Below are 19,160 nucleotides of genomic sequence, written 5' to 3'. Positions count from 1 at the left end.
AAATAAAAAAATTTTATTGCTGCTAAACTTGTTTTAGCATCAATAAAAATTTTTTATTTTGGAATTGATAAAGTAAGGGAGGTAAATGATATGCTGTTGGGGGCAAGAAACTGTAATAATAAAAAATATAAAAATAGGACCATGATACAACTTGTTTGAATCATTGTCCTATTTTTATATTTTTTGATATATCAGCTTTTAGATTTTATCTTTTAAAATTAATTCATTCTATATATAAAAATCTTATAGATTATAATATCTACTATGCTATACTTTATATAATGGGTGTATAACATCTGTTATAAAGGAGTGGGTTTAACTATGAATAAAGAAGAATTTAATAAATTAAAAATATCGGAGCAAATAGATTTTATAAATTCTGAACTTAAAAATAACAAGAGTATAACATCTGTTTGTAAAGAGCTTGGAGTTGGAAGAAGTACAATTAGAGATAGATTTAAAAAAGCTAATTATTCATATTCTAAAGATTTAAATAAATATACTTTCAATGAAGATACTAAAGATAGCTCACAAGAGCTTATACAGGATAAAAACAGATGTAATACATCTGCTATATATAATGAAAATACAGATTTAAGTAATAATAGCTCAATTGTTACTGTATTAGAAAAATCAGACAAAAAGATTCAAAAAAATTTACTTGATTTAGTAAATAACTATGATGTATTAAAAGAAATAATTGAATTACACAGACGTAATACATCTGTTATTAAACAACAAATTATCATAAATTTAGAAGATACTGAAACTACTACTACTACATTAAGGATTAATAAAACAATCTTAGAAAAATTTAATAATTTTTGTAATGAAAATAAGCAATTTAAAAAAGTTGATTTATTGAGTCAATCTCTAAAAAATTTCATGGAGCAACATAGTTAATAATAAAATAGCATGGTATAACCATGCTATTTTATTATTTGTTTATTCAATTCTCTAGACCTTAAATAAAGTTCTATTTTTATCTTACCCCACTCATCTCCACCTTTTAACATTATATAATCAAATCCCTCTGTTTCCTCTTCTAAATAATCTAAACTATTTTTTTCATGCTTAATACATTTTTCAAATTCCGATTTTGCAAAATTATAATCTATATAAAATTGTGGAGTATAAACTGTAGTTTCTCCTAATTGAATTTCTTCTTTTTGTATGTAGTAAATTTTTTCTATATTATTAATTGTCATTTTTAATCTCCTAAAATTTAATGTTTTTATAGTAAGCTATTAGATTATCTAATAGCCTACTTATTGTTTCTAGTTAAAATATAAAGATGAATCATGTTTATAACTATAGCAAATGTAAATATTAAATTGAAAACCTTAATTAAGGACAATTTATGAAAATTAATAGTTAATAGATATAAAATCATAAATATAAAATATAAGACTTTTCTTTTCATTTTCTAATTAATTATAGTATAATTATATCTGTAAGGTAGGCTCCACCCTACCTTACATAAAAAGAATAAAAGATTAAGATTAGCGGTGCTTTCTTTTTGAAGGCACTCTTTTCTTATACCTGTGGTTTAATTTAGACTTTAGACGTTTTTTTTCTGCTCTAACTTCTAAAAACATTACGATATTAATAAGTATTACCACAAAGTCTAAAATTTCTTTTACTACTTTAAAAAGTGATATAATTATATCCATAATATCCTCCTTTCGATTTTATTCAAGAAACTTAGGAGGAAACTATGCCCCCCCTGTCGGGTTGTTTCTTGTTGCCATAAAGCTTTCATTTCCGAGTGCTTTGTCAATGTAATAAATAAAAAAATTTTATTGCTGCTAAACTTGTTTTAGCATCAATAAAATTTTTTTATTTATGGAATTGATAAAGTAAGGGAGAGAAATGATATGCTGTTGGGGGCAAGAAACTGTAATAATAAAAAATATAAAAATAGGACCATGATACAACTTGTTTGAATCATTGTCCTATTTTTATATTTTTTGATATATCAGCTTTTAGGTTTTTAAGGTTTTTGCAACCTTTCGGGTACCCAAAAATAGCAACGAGAGGTCATTAATTATTTAAATGTAGGTGTTTGCTCGTAGATGAAACACCTACATTTAATTTAATTAATAGACCTCTCTAAGCGTTACTTTTTGGGTGAAAGATACAGTTGCCCTAAAAATAAATTTAATATAAATCTTCTATAATAAGATTTAGAGAGTTTATAAGAACTTAACAATCAAAGAATATATGTTAAAACCATTTATAATGAGTTTTTCTTCACTTAAAAAAATTAAATAGAGTAGACATAGATTATATATCTAAATAAATAAAAGCATTTCAATTATTTAATTCATTTGGATCATTGACCAGTTTACTTATTTTTTGCTTAATTTTGATAGAGAATGTAAATTTATGATATAATTAATTATATTAAAAAAGCTACATTGACTGCAATCAAGGTAGCTTTAAAAGGTTTCACAACAGACTGCATAACTAACAGCTATATTTAATAGAGCAGTTGTTATAAAACACTAATCAGACTTTTTAATTACCTATATTATATACTATAATGTATAAACTATTCAATAGGTATTTAATGAGAGTGTCAAGGTTTGTTTGTGTTCCCTAATTTAAAATAATTCTTAATTAGGAGTATATACAAATGAAAATTGAAAACTTAATCTTGGAACATCCGTATAAATATAAAGAGCTATGCGAGGTACTTGGCATAAAGCCAACAAGTAAAGCAAATAATAGTAGGATAGCTCAATTTAAAGAGCTAGAAAGGTATTGTGATTTTTATAAAGAAGGTCATAAGATATTTATTACTTGTATTAAGGATACTGTAGGTGTGAAAATGGATAAAAGAAAATTAGTTAAGGAAACTGATAAAAGAAAGTTAGGAAATAATAATACACAAGCAAAGTACATAAGATATTTATTATGTAATTTACTAAGTAATTATAATCTTGAACAAGATGAGGTTATAGGTTTTAGTAAAGGATTATTATTAAGAAAATTAAACTTAATCAATGAAAACTATATTAATGCAAAATGTTTGAATGAAAAATATGCAATTTCATTAGGAGTATCGTCTATAGCTGTTGATGAATGTATAGACTATATAGATAATAGAAGTATAAATGCTGTTAAGAAAGCTATTCAAGTCTTAATAACTCAAAAGGCTATAGGCTATAAATATTCTTATACATGGGTTGATAAAAAAGGTATACATCACCATGCAACAGTATTCGAGCATAATGCTATAATGGAAGCTGAATTTGAAGTAATGGAAAAAATGAATATTAGAAATAAAGGGATTATTTTTGAATTTGGAAGATGGGAAGAATTTAAAAGAAAAGTAAAAACATATCTATTAGAAGAATATAAGAATTTATTCCCTAGATTCGATTTTTACTATTCAAGTTTTCACTTTCACTATAACATGGAGCAACTCCAAAAACATATGAGATACATGGAAGAAAGACAAGGAATATCTTATCAAGAAGCTAAAAATGGAATAACAAGTTTAATTTCATCTTCTTTAGATAAAACAATACATAACAATCATAAAAAGGCTGTGGAAATAGATACACTTGATAATATTATTGATGAAAAGATAAATTACAGAAAAAGTAAATCATATATTCCAGAGCAAACACTAATTAAAAACTCAATAGTTCATCAAGATTATAAGAAGATCCCTGTAAATGAACAATTAAAATTTGATATAGATAATGTAGAAATACCATTTTAATAATAAAGGACTAGAGAAATCTAGTCTTTTATATTTATTATATATAAAAAAACCCCATAATTAGGAGTTACTTATATATATATATACTTGTTTTTTATAAGTAACTCCTATATATGGGGTTTTTTTTGTATATTCGATTTTAACAACTTAATAACTAAATCTTAAAGTTTCTGTTTATTTTTTTAATTAAATGATTATAAAATAATTAATACAACAAGTACAACAAAATTGCGTTTAATTTGCGTGACAATTAGTGTTCTTTGCTAATTGTTTAGTAGATTAATAAGCAATGCGTTAGCCATTTTTTAATATGCACACTAACATAGCAAGTGTATTACATCTATAATTTAATTAATGAAACATTTGTTATACATCTGTTATATAAAGATAAAGTAGATTAATTTATAACTTAAACATGTTGTAAAGAGTGTTATAGAAACCAACTATAGCACTCTTTATTTTTTATTTAAATTTAAAAATTATTTTAATCGGGCATATCATCTTCCATTTGTAATAATTTCTGTTTAAGAAGATCTTCTTGTTGAGGTTTAGAATTTTTAGTTGTATGTTTATCAATTAAATTAGATTGATTAATATTAAAACTTACTTGAGTTAGGCTTTTTAATGCCTTAAATTCAGAAAGTAAACATTCAATAGCTAAATTTCTACTATCCATACCATTAGCATTTTGATAATCTTCTATTAAATCCCAAAAACATTGTTCTATATGTATAGTACTAGATTTTTTAGACAACTAATCCACCTCCCTAAAATCTTCTTTGTGCTGCTTCAAATAAACCTCTTGCTGTTGCCATTTGGGCATCATCTACTATTTTAAACTGTTCATCAAAATTAAGGTTAAGTGCTGTACCTCCTGCAATATATAAGTCCATTTCACTTAGATTAATCCAAATATCTTCTATTCTTTGTGATAAGTTTTCAGATCCTAATTTAAATACCTTTGCTTTTTTATCATTATAATCATTTGATGAATCTATTTCATTAACATCTTTCGTAATACCTTCAGACATTAAATCACTTTGTACTCTTGCTAATAAAGTTCTATTACCAAACTCTATAGTTGTAGATTTCTTATCATTAAATGCAAAGTTTTTATCAAAGAAAGATAACTCTGATGATCTAAAGCCTATAGTTGCTAAACCTATTGGTCTTTCTGTATTTATATTTCCTCCTAAAGCATGTAATACAGCCGCATCTGCTTCTCTTAAAATTGATATATCTACTATTTGAATTTCTTTCGTAGCTCCAGTAATTCTATCTTTTACTTTAAATATATGTCCTTTATAAGTATCTAAAACTTCTTTAAGTACTGATTTTCTATAACTCTTATATGGTACACCTACCATTATTTTAACTTTATTTTTAACTGCTATATCATTTAAAGTCGAAGCTAATAAAACTCTAACTGTTTCACTTATTTTACTATCTTTAGAATTTCTTATTGGTGCTTGTGATTCTTTCTCTGCTAATAATCCTATAAAATATCTTTCATTTTCAAATTCTATGTATCTTGGTTTCTCTATGCTAGGATTATCAGAAACCATAATATTATCAGGATTATGAACTTTGTTAAAATCTGATAAATCTATATCTCTACCATCACCTATAACCGATTTAAACTTAGTTTGATGGATTGATCCATCAACCTCACTATATGCTTTTACATATCCACGACCACAATCAAATCCTATTTCTTGTATATTTTCCATATCTATCTCCACCTTTTATTTTTATTTTTCAGTTAACATCTTGTTGAGATGTTGTTTATCATACTTTAATTATACTTTTAAATTAACAATATGTCAACAACATATTAACAATTTTTTCTAGTTTTATAGAAATTTTAGTTAATATCTTGTTGAGATATTGTTAATAATATTATATTTACACTTCTTAATTAACAATATACCAACAATATATTAACGATATTTTAAATCTAAAGATAATTATTAGTTGATATTTTGTGAAGATAGTATCTATATATTAGATAAAAAGGTCAATTTGATTACATAGTTTAACAACCTATTAATAAGATTTGCATATAATAGGATAAATATCCTAATATATGCCTTTATAAGAGAATAAAAAAAGAATGTGATACTTAGTTTACTTAACAAGTATCACATTCTTATATGAGTCAAATATTTAGTTTAGACAATATAATAGGATAAATATTTCTATTTGACAATTTTATCCTATCCATTTATTATTAACTTAAAATCAAACAACAAAAAAGCCTACCTTTTAACAATTTAAGTTGCCGCTTAAAAAGTTAAATGCTAAGTGATCTAATACTAATAGAAGGCACATATAGCTTGGTAGACATATTTTGAACATTAACATATTTAATTATAATTATAATACCATAAATTGTTTATTAATTCAATTCCATTCGGGTAATTCCAGTTCAAAATCTGTCTCCTTGCCTTTATATAGTATCAAGGCTTTTTCTTTAGGAGGAAATGTCAATGAAATACACAATAGAAGGATTTAATCAAAGAAATGCTATAAGTATAGGACTAAATAGCGAGGATCTAGTCTTATTAAGATGGTTCGTAGACTTTAAAAATACAAATGATATGAAAAAAATATATTTAAATGAAGTTAATGACATGGGGTATTGGGTTAGCTATAGTTACTTAATTCAAGAGCTACCTATTCTTTTTTCTTTACATCCTAGTCAAACTTTAGAAGATTATAACTCTTTAACAGCTAAAGAAAAAATAGAACTTGATAAAAAATATATAAAAGCCTGTAAACAAAAAATTAAAAGAATGTTAAGTGGTAATTTATCAAAAGTACTATTAAGAAATAAATCTACAGAAAGAAATAGCGACGGAAAGGTAAAAAGTGATATATATATTCATTTAAATCCAACTGTTTTTAAGTTATTAATAAGTGAAGATATAACCGAAGTACAAAAATGTACTACGGTAACCGAAGTACAAAAATGTACGATATATCCTTCTACTATTAATACTTATCCTTCTACTACAACGTCAAATAAAAAATCTAAAGATTTTAGTAGTGATAATAAAAATGAAAATATAGTTTTAATAGAATCAAAAACACATTTAAAATTAGATTCTAAATATAAAATTAATAAAGCGTCTAAATGGGATATAGAAAGATTAACAAAAGCTATAGGTATATTTATAGAAAAAGAAGGTCAATATTTTTCTTTATTAGAAAGAATATATAAAGATGATAAAAACTTTGTACCTAAAAAAGATAAAAAGTTTAATTCAAAATTAGATGAATATAACGATAGATGTAATATGACTATAGAAGTTGATGGAAAACTTGTTAATACAAAAGAACTAGGTGAGGATATGAATAGATTAATAGAAGAAAGAAACTCTAAAGGTAATCAGTTGGGAAGTTTAGTTAAAAATTGTATTGAAAGTGAACTTTATTATAATGATTTATCACCAAGAACAAAGCAAAATGTAACTAAATATATATTAGAAAATTACAAAGAAGTGCCTAATTGGATTAGATAAATGAATTACAAGAGATATACTTTATTAAAATTAAAAGTAATGAAGTATATTTCAATGAACAATTTTATACTAAAACATAGATGAAAATATCCGTACATATAAAATAGACAAATATTAGAAATCTAAATACATATAAAAAATTAATATATGAAATTGAATATACATAAACAAAAAATAGTACTTATATTATTGAATTTAAGTACTATTTTTCCACAAAATTAGAAATGTTTTTAATATCAATATTTTACATAACAATAATTACTTTATACTAATACTATAAAGACATATTAATTAATATTAAAAACTTTATTTAATTAATATATTAATTAATTTATTAAGTTGTCTTTCCTAGATTTCTAAAATTCCTATATTTCTAAATTAAAATGAGAAGCTCTATATTGCCAACGTAGAGCTTTTTATTTTAGACATTTCTATCTTCATTACACTCATCTTCTGTAATTTCTATAGATTTAAAAATTTCTCTTTTGGCATCATCAATTTTTCCGTTAAATTCTTTATTAAAATTACTAAACTCTTTTTTAAGGTCATCTAATCTTTTATCTACAAAATCTTTAAAATCTAGGGAATTTTTATTAGGATTTTTTTCTATATCTCCATAAACTAGATCATCTAAGGAACAATTAAATGCTTCTGCTACAGCAATTACAATATGAAAACTAGGATAACAACCATTTTCATACTTAGATATGCTTTGTTTTGAAACATTTATAACTTTACTTAATTCAGTCATAGACATTCCATACATTTTTCGTAAGTTTCGTAAGTTTTTAGCAAATTGTATTTCTTTCAATTCAATCACCGCCCTCCTAGAAGTATATTTTACAACTATCAAGTGTAATAATGAATGTAATATTTATCCAATTAGGTATATTTTATAACTATAAATATATAAATGAATGTAATATTTATTCAATTAAGTCTATTTTATAATGATTTAATACAATAATGAACGTAATATTTGATTAATATTGCGAAGTACACGAATTTTTACCGAATATATCGTTTAAAAATAGTTGACAAGTTGACAGATTGAATGTTAGGATATAGGTATTAAATACAAAAGTACACAAAAATTTACCGATAAAAAAGGCTCAAAATAGTTGACAAGTTGACAGAGTAAATGCTATTATGTACACATAAAAAAGTATTTAATGAAAAGCAAATAATTTAAAGAAATTTAAGCGAATAAAAAAATGTTACCTTTAAGATGACACTTTTTGAAAATTTGCATAAATATATACTTTTTTAGGGGTGATCAAATTTTGAAGAATAAAGTTAGAGAATTATACATAAAAGGCTATTCAGCTAGAGCGATAGCTGAAAAATTACAAAAGAGTGAAGGCTCTATAAAGATGCTGATTAATCGTAACTTTAAAGACTTTAAAAAGGTTCACGAGGAACAAAAGAAGATTAGAGAAGGATTAAAAAAATTAAATAAACTTGAATTTATTAAGGCTAAGTATATCGAAGGATATAATGCCAAAGAAATTGCTACTATATTGGGTGAATCACATGGTCATATAAGAAATTATATAAGTCAAAATTTAAAAAAATATAGTTTTGAACATAGAAAAGCTAGAGATTTAAACAAAAATATAAAAAAAGTAGTAAGAAGTATGAACAATTCATTTATGAGTGATGCTTCTCTTTTAAAACAAAATAGACAGAGTTTTAAATATGATAAAAATTACAATATAGAATTTGATGAAGAAACTAGATCAGCTAGACCAGATGATGTTCCAAAAAAATTCTATAGAAGAAATAGTATTATGTAGTAATATTAAAAAAAGAATAAGGGGATAAAACAATGATAAAAAGAAAAAAGATAATTATAAGTAGTGTTTTAGTAGTAGCCCTAGGTTTAGGGGGAGCATTTTTAATGTCTAAGAAAAATCAACCTAAACATGAAAATAAATCAAAACAAACATTAGTAAAAGATGATGATAATAAGAAAAAAGAAGAAGCTGAAAAAAAAGTATCTGAAAATAATAAAGAAGAAGTAAAAAAGGAAGAAACTAATAATAGTAAAGAAGCTAATAACACTAAAAGTTCACAGAGTCCATCAAATAATACTTCAAGTAAAGTAGCTCATATCAATAGTGAAATTAGTAAACCTCAAAAGAAAGAAACTATAAATAATAATACAACTGAAAGACATAATACAGTTGCTAAAAAGAAAGAAACTGTAAATAATAATAATACAACTGAAAGACACAATACAGTTACTAAAAAGAAAGAAACTGTAAATAATAATACAACTGAAAGACACAGTACAGCTACTAAAAAGAAAGAGCAAACACAAAGTTCTACAAACAATAATAAGGTAGTTAAAAAGCCTGTTGTAGAAGTTAAAAAGCCACAACCAAAACCTCAACATAATAGTAATAATGATCTTGGATTTGGTGATGATGAAATAGTTCAAGGTAATGGAAGTTCAAGTAAAGTCATTAGTGGTGGAGAAGGAAGTCTAGATAAACAAGTAGGTGAAATGTAAAGCATGATTAATTCATGCTTTTTTTAATGTAAAATTAAGGAGTGATGCTATTGAAAAGAGTTTTTAGCATGATATTAGTTGTACTAACTATTATATCATCTTCAATTACTGTATTTTCTGCCAATGGAGATGGAAATATGGATAGTGGAAGTGGTGGTGGTACAGGAAGTGGAACAAGATTAAATAAATGGAGAGATGGTGATGATGGAGTTCGTGCTAGTATAGTAGAAATATCTACACAAAAAGTTGTTAGAACTCCGATTGATTTTTCAAATAAGGATAGATCAGATATAGAATATGATTTTGGTAAAGTAAGTAAAATTGACTATAGGAATGGAGCAAAACTTACATTACATAGAAATTCTTATAGGAGTATCACTATATCTCCACAAATGCCTAAAATTATAAATTCAAGTGGTCAAAATGACTTAAAAGCAATTAAAAGATATTTTACGTCAGAATGGATGGTTAAAAGAATAGCAGAAGAATCTAATATTCCTTATGATGAAATTGTAAGTGGGAGATATAAACTTTTAATAGAACCGATTGTTTATTTAACATACAAAGGCAAAAGATTCGCCATGACATCACATGAAGCAGCTATGTATAATGAGAAAATGAACAATGACATAGTATACAAGTTTCAAAGTATTACTCATAGAGCTTTACCTTTTGCAATGTTTTTAGAGAAGCTAGATTTAGGATTTCCCTCATATACAGGAGCAAGAAATAAGCCTCAAAAGGATTGGGTAATTAAAGCTCAACTAGGATTAGGGATAGTAAGGTTTAAAGAATATGTTGCACCTATACCACCAAAACCACCTACACCACCAAAACCAAATATTACGGTAGATAAGGGCAATTATGATTATAGAGCTGATACAGATGTTATTACAAGTTTTAAAATAAACAGCACTACAGAGATAGGAAATGATAATGCTATTACAGTAACATTCCATATATTAGGTAGAGATTATACCGTAAATAACATTGTAATACCTTCTAATTCAAATCAATTAGTTTGGGTTAAGTGGCATACCCCTAAAACTCCACAGAGCTTAAACATAGGAGTTAGTATATCTAATGCTAATATAAGTAGCACAAATATAAAAGCTAACATACATGATTTAAAAGAAGTAACACCTCCCGATCCAAAACCTAGGGATAGAAATGATAACTTTAGATTGCCTATGATACCAAATCATGGGAACAATACATCTGCTACATGGAGCAAATGGATATGTAATTGGAAGCCTAATAAACAATATGTGGTTTATGGCTATGATGAAAATGGAAATGAACTTGGAATGAAGATAGATAAAGGCTATTGGGAGTTTTCAAAAATAAATTATAGTGCTAGCTTAAATGCAAATATGGATTTAGTACCAGGACTTAGAACTCCTACGGCTAAAAAAAATGGAAATGAATATGAAATGAAAAGTGGTTATGGAGTTAATCTAAAATTAAATACAGATGTTTCTTACAATTGTACAAGTAATGATATAACATCAGCTCAAAACGTAATAACTACTTTTTCCGAATTTAAATATGATACTTACAATAGGATATTAGAAAAAACTATAAATAATGGCTTTAAATCACAATTTGAGTTCAAGAAAAATAAATATTCAACTTATAATGATAGAACTCATTTTACTCCGATTTGGTATCCTAATCAATTAAATTACATAGTTAATGCAGAAATAATAGATGTATGGACACCAGTTGGAATGTTAAGAGCTAATCTAAATGACAGAATACTTATAGACGGAAATTTACATCAAGACAGACATATATCAATTATGAAATAAAGAAAAGTATATCTAAATGATATGCTTTTTTTTTATATAAAAATGAGGTGAAAATTTTGAGAAAAAGGTATGTAGGTCATAATTTAAGAGCATTAAGAAAGAAGCATAAAAAGACAGTTAAAGAAGTTTCAAAGGAAACAGGATTAGCAATTTCAACTATAGAGGACATAGAAGATGAAATCTCATTTTCAAATTATATAGATACAATAGTAAAACTTAGTAATTTTTTTGGGATTAGGGTACACGATTTTGTTTATAAAAAATTTTAAAAATTAAGAGTAGGTGATAGTAAATGAAATATATGCTTGCAGAAAATCTAAAGCAATTTAAAGAAATGAATAATTTAAGTTTTAGAGAATTAGCAAAAATTTTAAAAGTAAGCTATGCAATCCTTGAAAAACTTGTAAATAAGAAAAGAGAAACAGCAAAGCTAGATGTTATATGCAGAGTTGCAGAGGGATTAGATGTTGAATTAGATGATTTATTGTTTAAAAATATATATTCAAATTAATATATATTTCAAATATAAAAATCAAAAAAGTAAGGAGAGTATGATTATGAGAGAATTATGTGTAAAAGGATTCTTATTTAAGGAAAAAGCAAAAAATATATTAGTAAATAGCTTTAAATCAAAGAAAGGTAACTATGTAGATGAAGGAGTTAAAGTTTTAATCGCTATAGTTATAGGAGCATTATTGCTAGGTGGATTATATATGATATTTAAAGATACTATAATTCCAACAGTTCAAAATAAAATACAAGGAATGTTTGACTACAAAGGATAAGTAATGATTTTAAACATTAATAATATAATCCTTATTGCATATGTAGTAATAGCTTTAGTAGCTAGTATGCAAGATATAAGAACTAGAGAAATTAGTGATATAGTGCATATATTGATAATAGCTATATCAATTCTAAAATTAGTAATGGGAATTGATATTTTTAATATAATCGAAAAAGTTATAGGAGCTTTTATTGGAGCAACTGAATTTATTTTACCTAACTTTGTAAAAAAAGATGGTATAGGTGGAGCAGATATAAAGTTTATGTTTGCAAGTGGATTACTATTAGGTGCAGAAAAAATAATAATGGCAACTATTATAGGTATAATAGTTGTTATTATTTTTGCCATTTTTAATAAGGTGATCTTAAAGAAAAATTTAGAAGGTATACCATTAATACCGTTTTTAGCATTAGGTTGTATTAGTACATTTTTTATTTAAAAGGAGAATACATATGTCATTTAAAAAAAGTAGAACAACTACAGGAGTAATTGCAATTGTTATAGCATCTACTCTATGTTTTATAATTGCACCAATCTATAATAAATCACTTGAAAAGCCAATAAAGGTTGTTCAAGTAACAAGTGATATAAGCAGAGGTGAGAAAATTACATCTGATAACGTCAAAATTGTTGAAACTACACAAAAATATGCACCTTCAACGGCTGTAAGTGAAAAAGATGCTATGGGTAAATATGCTGTAGTTGATATGGTAAAAGAAGATGTAGTTTTACAGAAAAAACTTTCAAAGAATAAATTATCAGAAGATAAATATTTATATGGACTGAATGGGGATGAACAGGCAATATCTTTTACAATTAAAAACTTTGCAAGTGGACTTTCGGGAAAACTTGAAACAGGAGATATAATTTCAGTTATTGCAACAACAGAAGATGAACATGGTAACGAAGATACTTATACACCTAAAGAGCTTACATATCTAAAAGTGTTAGCAACAACAAATAGTGTTGGTAAAGATAAAAAAGAAGGTGAGAAAAGATCAGACGATCAGCAACAGTTACCTGTTACAATTACTGTTTTAGCAAATCAAAGACAAGCTGAACTTATAGCAAAGCTTGAAGCAACAAGTAAAATGCACGTATCACTAGCATTTAGAGGAACTGAAAAAGAAGGGTTAGATTACTTAAATAAGCAAAATAGTATGTTAAATGATTAAAAATTAGGAGTGAATTAAAATGGGAAAAGTCATAGCTATATGGGGATCCCCAAATAGTGGAAAAACAACATTAAGTATTAAATTAGCAAAACAGTTATCAAAACAAAATAGTGTTATTGTTTTATTTACGGATATTTTAGCACCAGTTATCCCAACTCTAAAAGATGATATAGATACTAAAAGATCATTAGGTAATGTATTATCTGTAGCAACATTATCAAATGATATAATTTTAAAAAATTGTATAGAAGTAGATAAGATTAAAAATATAGCCTTTTTAGGATACACACAAGGAGAAAATATATTTACATATCCCCAATATACAGATGAAAGGGTTAAAGAGCTAATAGACCATTTAAAGGCTTTAGCTGATTATGTAATAATTGATACCTCTAGTAATTTTATAAATGATTTAATTACAATATCGGCTTTAGAAGTTTCAGATAAAGTTTTAAGAGTAAACTCAGCTGAGTTAAAGAATATATCATATTTTGACTCATACTTACCACTTTTAATTGATAAGAGATTTAAAAGTGATAGTCATATAAATATACTATCTAATTCAAGACTTGATGATGCACAAGATGAATTAAAAGATATATATAATATAAAGGCAACTATAGAATATAGTGATGAAATACGAGAGCAAGGTTTATGTAGTGAATTATTATCGAATCTAAGTTCAAAAGAACAAGATAAATTAAGTTTAAATCTAAACAAAATAATATCTATGATAAATAATTGTGAAAATGAAGGAGTAAAAAAGAAAGGTTTCTTTAGTAGATTTAGAAAAGGAGCATAAAAAAATATATGGATTTATTAGGTGGTAAAAATTTAAATGTTGTAAATAATAAAAATTTTTTTAGTACAAATGAAAAATACAATTTTAAAGAAGTACTTGAAGAAGTTCAAAGTTTTATAGCAAGTAAGTATTCAAGTTTATTAAGAGATAGTGAAGATAAGAGTATTCAGATTAAATCATATATAAAGCAATTTTTAATTAGTAAAAAAATTGAGGTAGGGAATCTATCAGAAGACGAATTAGTAAATAAGCTTTATAGAGATATGGCTGAATACTCTTTTTTAACAGATTATTTAAATAGGGATGATATAGAAGAAATAAATATAAATGCTTGGAATGATATAAAGATACTTTATTCAAATGGAGAGGTAAAGCCTAGTGATGAAATATTTATATCATCAGACCATGCAGTTGACGTTGTAAGACGTTTACTTAGAAAATCTAATATGATACTAGATAACTCAAATCCTACCGTTAGGGGGCATTTATCAAAGAATATTAGAATAACAGTTCTTGGTAGAGGTGTTATAGATGATGATAGAGGAGTTGTTGCATCTATAAGAATAGTTAATCCTAAAAAATTAGGAAAAGATGATTTTATTAAAAATGAAACAGGCTCTAGTGAAATGATAGAATCAATAGAACAATTTTTCAAATATGGAGTTAGTATGTGTATTACAGGAGCAACTAATAGTGGAAAAACTACGTTAATGGCTTGGCTATTAACTACTATTTCAGATGATAAGAGAATTTTTACGATAGAGAATGATACAAGAGAATTTGATTTAGTTAAAAAAGATAAAGATGGAAAGATAATAAATAATGTAATCCATACAGTAACTAGGCATAGTGAGGATAAAAATAAAAATATAGATCAAGAAAAATTGCTTGAAATGGCTTTAACTTCTAATCCCGATTATATATGTGTAGGAGAAATGAAGGGGAGTGAGTCCTTTTCTTCACAGGAAGCAGCAAGAACAGGACATACTGTTATAACTACAACTCATGCTAATAGTTGTGATGCTACATATTCAAGAATGGTTACTCTTTGTAAAACTAAATATGATATGGAAGATAAAACTTTATATGAGCTTGTAACGGAAGCATTTCCTATAGTAGTTTTCGTAAAAAGACTTGAAGATAATTCAAGAAAAATTATGGAGATTAAAGAATGTATAATACATGAAAATGGAAAAAGGGAAAAACAAACTTTATTTAAGTATGAAATTACTTCATCACAAAAAATAAATGGAAATACCCAAATTACAGGAGAATTTAAGAAAGTAAATAACATATCAGAACAATTACAAAAAAGATTATTGGAGAATGGTATGCCAATAAATGACTTAAACAAATTAGTGAGGTAAAAACATGAATTTAATATTATTAACTTCATTTTTCATATTTATATTTGGTATTTTTAAAATACTGAATATATCAATATCTGATTTTATATTAGATATTTTTAATTTATTTGAAAGTAAAAATGAAACTTTACATAATAAAATTAAACTTGCAAATTCAAATAAAAAAGATAAATGGATAGTATCTCTTATAAAACAAACTAAAGAAATTTTAGAATATACAAATAAAACAGATCAGTTTTCTAAGGTATGTATAGGAGCAACTATAAGTATGGTAATAGGTATATACATAGCTGTATATATTAAAAATTATTTTTTAATTCCTGTTTTAGCAATAGGATTTTTAACATTACCATTTCAGTATATAAAACTAACATCTATCTCTTATAAAAGGGCAATAACAAAAGAGCTAGAAGTTTCTTTATCAGTAATAACAACAGCTTACATTAGAAGTGAAAATATAATAAGAGCAGTAGAAGAAACAATAAATTATATTAAACCTCCTATTAATAAAGTATTCAGTGAGTTTTTAATTGAAACTGAATATATAAATTCAGATGTATCTAAATCACTTTTAAAATTAAAGGATAAGATAAATGATGAAATATTCCATGAGTGGATTAATGCTGTGGTCGCTTGTCAAGAAAATATAGAATTAAAAAATACTTTAAATCCAATAGTAACTAAACTTTCAAAATTAACCCTTTTATCGACAGAGGTAAATAATAATCTATATGATCCGTTAAAAGAGTTTGCTATTATGCTACTTTTAGTCTACGGAAATATACCTCTTTTTTATGTTATTAATAAGACTTGGTATAAGTGCTTAATGGGTACAATCCCAGGAAAATTAACTTTATTTGTGGTAGTTTCATTAACTTTTATATGCTTTACAGGAATTATTAAGCTAACAAGACCAATAGATTCATCAATTTTAGAAGAAGGGAAATAAGTAAGAAAGGAATTTAAAAATGCTAATTATATTTTTTACATTAACAGCAATAGGAATATATTTGATATTAGCAGATATATTTAAAATCTCAAGGCTAAAGAAAAAAGTAACTTTAGTAAACTTAACTAAAAGGAATAGAAAGAAAAAGAATACTAAGAGCCTAGAGGTTTTATTATTAGAATATGCTACAAAACTTTCAAAGTATATAAAATTAAATGAATATAACAAAGAGAAACTATCAATGATTTTAAGATCAGCTCAAATCAAAGTTAGTCCAGAGGTTTATGTAGCTGATGTTTATATAAAAACAGGAATTATGGTTTTTATTTCAGCTATAGTTTTTTTTATAGCTCCTTTATTGAGTATAGTATTCTTAGTAATTTCAGTAGTAGTTTATATTAAAGAATATGGAAAAGCAGAGGAAATATTGAGAAAGAAAAAAGCAAAAATTGAATGTGAACTTCCTAGATTCGCTATGACAATAGAACAAGAGTTAGAAACAGATAGAGATGTATTAAGGATATTAGAAAACTATCAAAAGTATTCAAATTCTTCTAACTTAGGAAGTGAGTTAGAAATAACAGTTGCAGATATGAGGTCAGGATCTTATGAGGAAGCATTAAGACGTTTTGAAACTAGAATAGGTAGTTCTGCATTATCGGAAGTAATCAGAGGGCTTACAGGGGTTTTAAATGGAAATGACGAAACTTTGTATTTCAGAGTTCTAGCAAATAGTTTAGCAGAATTGGAGTACCAAAGATTAAGAGGTATAGCCTTAAAAAGACCTCAAAAAATAAAGAAATATTCAGCTATAATGCTAGGGTGCATGATGCTTATATATGCTGTTGTACTTGGACATGAGATTGTTAATGGAATTTCTAATATGTTTTAGATAGGTGGTTATATGAAGATATTAAAAAATAAAAAAGGACAAGGTTATGTTGATGTAGCAGTCATGGTTTTAGTTTTTGCTTTAGTAATGGCATTTGCATTAAGTGTATTCCCTGTTTTTGTTGCAAAAAGCAATTTAAATAAGTTTGCAATTGAAGTTATTAGAGAAGCAGAAACAACAGGACAAATTGGGAGTTCAGTTCAAGATAGAATTAATAAACTCAAAAAAGATTTAGGAAATGTAGACTCAATAGATTGGAAAGTAAATTATATATATGGGACAAATAAAATACAACTAGGTGATCCAATTGAAGTTACAGTTAAAAAGAATGTTAATATAGGATTTTTTAAATTTGGGTCATTCCCTATACCATTACAAAGTAAAGATAGTGGATTTAGTGAGGTGTATTGGAAGTGATAAAAGAGATAATAAAAGATAAAAAAGGAAATGGATTAATTTTAAGCTGTGTAGTTGTATTAGCATTGTCTATAATTTTCTTTTTTATAGCTGAACATTCAAGAACACAAATGACTATATCAAGTGTTAGAGATGGTTTAGAAAGTGTTGCAACTAATATTTCAACTAATAATTGCGATTCTATATATCAATCTCAAAGAGAGGGATACTTTACATCAAATATATTAGAAAATGATAAATGGCAACCTAAAATTGATAAATCTAATTTAGATATATTCTTAAAAGAAACTTTAGGAGCAAAAAAAGAAGGTAATATTTATGTAAAAAAAAAGAAAGATGGTCAAATTGATTTTAAACTATCAGATGTAAAAATTAATATTACTAATCCAAAATTAGCTCCAAATAATGAAGAAAAAAATAAATCAACTTTCACCGTTGAAGTAACAGGAAATCTAGAAGTTCATAAGATGTTTTCGGTATTTTCAGATACAAAAAATGTGAATGTTAATGTAGGAAGTAAAGTTGGCTATATGCCAAAGTTTTAATTAATTAAGGAAGAAGTAAAAATGAATAAAATATATAGAAATAGCAAGAGCTTTTCAATTATTTATTTTTTGATAGGCTCTTGCTATTTCTATATATAAGTGAGAGAGGTGATAAGAATGGCTGTAGATAAAGATTTAAAAGAACTTGCATCAACTATATTAAAAATAAGTGGTAAGGATCATGATACATGGTTAACTGAACAATACCAAATTTTAATAAATAATAGTGCAAAGTTAATAACTCAAAGTTTAAAGGCAAATGCAGATATACAACAGTAGACATAAGAACATCATATTTAATTAAAAGAATCATAAGAAAGAAGGAATTAAAAAATGCCAATAAATAACGTAGCAAATTTAATGTATGAAGTTGTTTCATGGGGCAAGATGCTTGCAGTTCCAGGAGCAACTATAGCACTTATAGTAGGTGGCTCACTATTCTTCTTTAGTGGAAAGAATGGATTTGAAAAAGCAAAACCTTGGTTAATAGGTGCTTTTGTAGGATTAATATTTACTTTAGGTGCTAATGGTTTTACTGAATTCTTAAAAAATAAAATTACATTTTAAAAATGGAATTGAATACATGATTAAAACCATAATTAATGATCTATTTAATATTATAATGAGTTGGCTAAAATTCTAG

Annotated in this window: 24 protein-coding genes; 19 read left to right on the top strand and 5 right to left on the bottom strand. The window is 25.7% G+C overall.

Annotated elements, in window-relative coordinates:
• The first annotated feature begins 321 nt into the window (after positions 1-321).
• Positions 322-903: a hypothetical protein gene (locus I2H23_RS13330; RefSeq protein WP_195581765.1), complete on the top strand. Its 582-nt coding sequence runs from the start codon at positions 322-324 to the stop codon at positions 901-903.
• 26 nt (positions 904-929) lie between these two features.
• Here the strand turns inward: I2H23_RS13330 and I2H23_RS13325 are convergent, their stop codons facing one another.
• Both I2H23_RS13325 and I2H23_RS13320 read right to left on the bottom strand, forming a co-directional pair.
• Entirely contained in the window at positions 930-1,208 is a 279-nt protein-coding gene (locus I2H23_RS13325) for a hypothetical protein (protein WP_195581764.1), read from the bottom strand.
• A gap of 294 nt (positions 1,209-1,502) precedes the next feature.
• Positions 1,503-1,673: a hypothetical protein gene (locus I2H23_RS13320; protein ID WP_195581763.1), complete on the bottom strand. Its 171-nt coding sequence runs from the start codon at positions 1,671-1,673 to the stop codon at positions 1,503-1,505.
• A 965-nt stretch (positions 1,674-2,638) separates the two neighbouring features.
• Here I2H23_RS13320 and I2H23_RS13315 point away from each other — a divergent pair.
• Positions 2,639-3,733 carry a hypothetical protein gene (locus tag I2H23_RS13315; protein WP_195581762.1) on the top strand — a complete coding sequence of 365 codons (1,095 nt, stop codon included), beginning with the start codon at positions 2,639-2,641 and terminating at the stop codon, positions 3,731-3,733.
• Positions 3,734-4,217: 484 nt separating this feature from the next.
• Here the strand turns inward: I2H23_RS13315 and I2H23_RS13310 are convergent, their stop codons facing one another.
• Together I2H23_RS13310 and I2H23_RS13305 are read right to left on the bottom strand one after the other, a co-directional pair.
• Positions 4,218-4,487 (bottom strand): hypothetical protein, encoded by a 270-nt coding sequence (locus I2H23_RS13310; RefSeq protein WP_195581761.1) that lies wholly within the window; start codon positions 4,485-4,487, stop codon positions 4,218-4,220.
• Positions 4,488-4,500: 13 nt separating this feature from the next.
• A complete protein-coding gene (locus I2H23_RS13305) occupies positions 4,501-5,463 on the bottom strand; it encodes a ParM/StbA family protein (RefSeq protein WP_195581760.1) in 963 nt (320 codons plus the stop codon).
• A gap of 759 nt (positions 5,464-6,222) precedes the next feature.
• Between I2H23_RS13305 and I2H23_RS13300 the strand changes: the two genes are divergently transcribed.
• On the top strand, positions 6,223-7,257 hold the full coding sequence (locus I2H23_RS13300; protein ID WP_195581759.1) for a hypothetical protein: 1,035 nt from the start codon (positions 6,223-6,225) through the stop codon (positions 7,255-7,257).
• Between the two features lie 421 nt (positions 7,258-7,678).
• On the opposite strand, the gene I2H23_RS13295 is transcribed toward I2H23_RS13300, so the two are convergent.
• Entirely contained in the window at positions 7,679-8,077 is a 399-nt protein-coding gene (locus tag I2H23_RS13295; RefSeq protein ID WP_207741727.1) for a helix-turn-helix domain-containing protein, read from the bottom strand.
• Between the two features lie 463 nt (positions 8,078-8,540).
• On the opposite strand from I2H23_RS13295, the gene I2H23_RS13290 reads away from it, so the two are divergent.
• The 16 genes from I2H23_RS13290 to I2H23_RS13215 all read left to right on the top strand — a co-directional run bounded on the left by I2H23_RS13290 (position 8,541) and on the right by I2H23_RS13215 (position 19,084).
• The gene (locus I2H23_RS13290) at positions 8,541-9,053 is read left to right on the top strand and encodes a sigma-70 family RNA polymerase sigma factor (protein ID WP_195238752.1); all 513 of its coding nucleotides are present in this window, start codon (positions 8,541-8,543) and stop codon (positions 9,051-9,053) included.
• A gap of 32 nt (positions 9,054-9,085) precedes the next feature.
• A complete protein-coding gene (locus tag I2H23_RS13285; RefSeq protein WP_195581757.1) occupies positions 9,086-9,772 on the top strand; it encodes a hypothetical protein in 687 nt (228 codons plus the stop codon).
• A 50-nt stretch (positions 9,773-9,822) separates the two neighbouring features.
• Positions 9,823-11,583, top strand: coding sequence for a hypothetical protein (locus I2H23_RS13280; RefSeq protein WP_195581756.1), 1,761 nt, complete (start codon positions 9,823-9,825; stop codon positions 11,581-11,583).
• Between the two features lie 56 nt (positions 11,584-11,639).
• The gene (locus I2H23_RS13275) at positions 11,640-11,852 is read left to right on the top strand and encodes a helix-turn-helix domain-containing protein (protein WP_195581755.1); all 213 of its coding nucleotides are present in this window, start codon (positions 11,640-11,642) and stop codon (positions 11,850-11,852) included.
• 23 nt (positions 11,853-11,875) lie between these two features.
• The gene (locus I2H23_RS13270) at positions 11,876-12,094 is read left to right on the top strand and encodes a helix-turn-helix domain-containing protein (protein ID WP_195581754.1); all 219 of its coding nucleotides are present in this window, start codon (positions 11,876-11,878) and stop codon (positions 12,092-12,094) included.
• A gap of 46 nt (positions 12,095-12,140) precedes the next feature.
• Positions 12,141-12,368 (top strand): DUF6133 family protein, encoded by a 228-nt coding sequence (locus tag I2H23_RS13265; RefSeq protein ID WP_195238745.1) that lies wholly within the window; start codon positions 12,141-12,143, stop codon positions 12,366-12,368.
• Between the two features lie 3 nt (positions 12,369-12,371).
• A complete protein-coding gene (locus tag I2H23_RS13260; RefSeq protein ID WP_195581753.1) occupies positions 12,372-12,809 on the top strand; it encodes a prepilin peptidase in 438 nt (145 codons plus the stop codon).
• Between the two features lie 13 nt (positions 12,810-12,822).
• Entirely contained in the window at positions 12,823-13,545 is a 723-nt protein-coding gene (gene cpaB, locus I2H23_RS13255) for a Flp pilus assembly protein CpaB (RefSeq protein WP_195238742.1), read from the top strand.
• Between the two features lie 19 nt (positions 13,546-13,564).
• On the top strand, positions 13,565-14,347 hold the full coding sequence (locus I2H23_RS13250; RefSeq protein WP_195581752.1) for an AAA family ATPase: 783 nt from the start codon (positions 13,565-13,567) through the stop codon (positions 14,345-14,347).
• An 8-nt stretch (positions 14,348-14,355) separates the two neighbouring features.
• On the top strand, positions 14,356-15,714 hold the full coding sequence (locus I2H23_RS13245; RefSeq protein WP_195581751.1) for a CpaF/VirB11 family protein: 1,359 nt from the start codon (positions 14,356-14,358) through the stop codon (positions 15,712-15,714).
• 4 nt (positions 15,715-15,718) lie between these two features.
• The gene (locus tag I2H23_RS13240; RefSeq protein ID WP_195581750.1) at positions 15,719-16,663 is read left to right on the top strand and encodes a hypothetical protein; all 945 of its coding nucleotides are present in this window, start codon (positions 15,719-15,721) and stop codon (positions 16,661-16,663) included.
• Positions 16,664-16,682: 19 nt separating this feature from the next.
• Complete coding sequence (locus I2H23_RS13235) at positions 16,683-17,555, top strand: secretion protein F (RefSeq protein WP_195581749.1); 873 nt, start codon at positions 16,683-16,685, stop codon at positions 17,553-17,555.
• Positions 17,556-17,567: 12 nt separating this feature from the next.
• Positions 17,568-17,972, top strand: a complete 405-nt coding sequence (locus I2H23_RS13230; protein ID WP_195581748.1) for a DUF4320 family protein — start codon at positions 17,568-17,570, stop codon at positions 17,970-17,972.
• Positions 17,969-18,517 carry a hypothetical protein gene (locus tag I2H23_RS13225; protein WP_195581747.1) on the top strand — a complete coding sequence of 183 codons (549 nt, stop codon included), beginning with the start codon at positions 17,969-17,971 and terminating at the stop codon, positions 18,515-18,517. Before I2H23_RS13230 ends, I2H23_RS13225 begins: the two co-directional genes overlap by 4 nt.
• A gap of 99 nt (positions 18,518-18,616) precedes the next feature.
• The gene (locus I2H23_RS13220; RefSeq protein ID WP_195581746.1) at positions 18,617-18,796 is read left to right on the top strand and encodes a hypothetical protein; all 180 of its coding nucleotides are present in this window, start codon (positions 18,617-18,619) and stop codon (positions 18,794-18,796) included.
• 54 nt (positions 18,797-18,850) lie between these two features.
• On the top strand, positions 18,851-19,084 hold the full coding sequence (locus tag I2H23_RS13215) for a hypothetical protein (RefSeq protein WP_195238731.1): 234 nt from the start codon (positions 18,851-18,853) through the stop codon (positions 19,082-19,084).
• Positions 19,085-19,160: the final 76 nt, after the last annotated feature.

Source organism: Romboutsia sp. BSD2780061687b_171204_C1 (assembly GCF_015560225.1).
In the GTDB taxonomy this organism is placed as follows: Bacteria; Bacillota; Clostridia; order Peptostreptococcales; family Peptostreptococcaceae; genus Romboutsia_C; species Romboutsia_C hominis.
Note: the sequence above shows the minus strand (reverse complement) of the source record. Positions and strands in the feature narration are given on the sequence as shown.

Bases quoted from the DNA above. Each gene is read 5' to 3' on its own strand.
- I2H23_RS13330 (WP_195581765.1), top strand. From the start codon at position 322: ATGAATAAAGAAGAATTTAATAAATTAAAAATATCGGAGCAAATAGAT.
- I2H23_RS13325 (WP_195581764.1), bottom strand. From the start codon at position 1,208: ATGACAATTAATAATATAGAAAAAATTTACTACATACAAAAAGAAGAA.
- I2H23_RS13320 (WP_195581763.1), bottom strand. From the start codon at position 1,673: ATGGATATAATTATATCACTTTTTAAAGTAGTAAAAGAAATTTTAGAC.
- I2H23_RS13315 (WP_195581762.1), top strand. From the start codon at position 2,639: ATGAAAATTGAAAACTTAATCTTGGAACATCCGTATAAATATAAAGAG.
- I2H23_RS13305 (WP_195581760.1), bottom strand. From the start codon at position 5,463: ATGGAAAATATACAAGAAATAGGATTTGATTGTGGTCGTGGATATGTA.
- I2H23_RS13300 (WP_195581759.1), top strand. From the start codon at position 6,223: ATGAAATACACAATAGAAGGATTTAATCAAAGAAATGCTATAAGTATA.
- I2H23_RS13285 (WP_195581757.1), top strand. From the start codon at position 9,086: ATGATAAAAAGAAAAAAGATAATTATAAGTAGTGTTTTAGTAGTAGCC.
- I2H23_RS13270 (WP_195581754.1), top strand. From the start codon at position 11,876: ATGAAATATATGCTTGCAGAAAATCTAAAGCAATTTAAAGAAATGAAT.
- I2H23_RS13265 (WP_195238745.1), top strand. From the start codon at position 12,141: ATGAGAGAATTATGTGTAAAAGGATTCTTATTTAAGGAAAAAGCAAAA.
- I2H23_RS13260 (WP_195581753.1), top strand. From the start codon at position 12,372: ATGATTTTAAACATTAATAATATAATCCTTATTGCATATGTAGTAATA.
- cpaB (WP_195238742.1), top strand. From the start codon at position 12,823: ATGTCATTTAAAAAAAGTAGAACAACTACAGGAGTAATTGCAATTGTT.
- I2H23_RS13250 (WP_195581752.1), top strand. From the start codon at position 13,565: ATGGGAAAAGTCATAGCTATATGGGGATCCCCAAATAGTGGAAAAACA.
- I2H23_RS13245 (WP_195581751.1), top strand. From the start codon at position 14,356: ATGGATTTATTAGGTGGTAAAAATTTAAATGTTGTAAATAATAAAAAT.
- I2H23_RS13240 (WP_195581750.1), top strand. From the start codon at position 15,719: ATGAATTTAATATTATTAACTTCATTTTTCATATTTATATTTGGTATT.
- I2H23_RS13235 (WP_195581749.1), top strand. From the start codon at position 16,683: ATGCTAATTATATTTTTTACATTAACAGCAATAGGAATATATTTGATA.
- I2H23_RS13230 (WP_195581748.1), top strand. From the start codon at position 17,568: ATGAAGATATTAAAAAATAAAAAAGGACAAGGTTATGTTGATGTAGCA.
- I2H23_RS13215 (WP_195238731.1), top strand. From the start codon at position 18,851: ATGCCAATAAATAACGTAGCAAATTTAATGTATGAAGTTGTTTCATGG.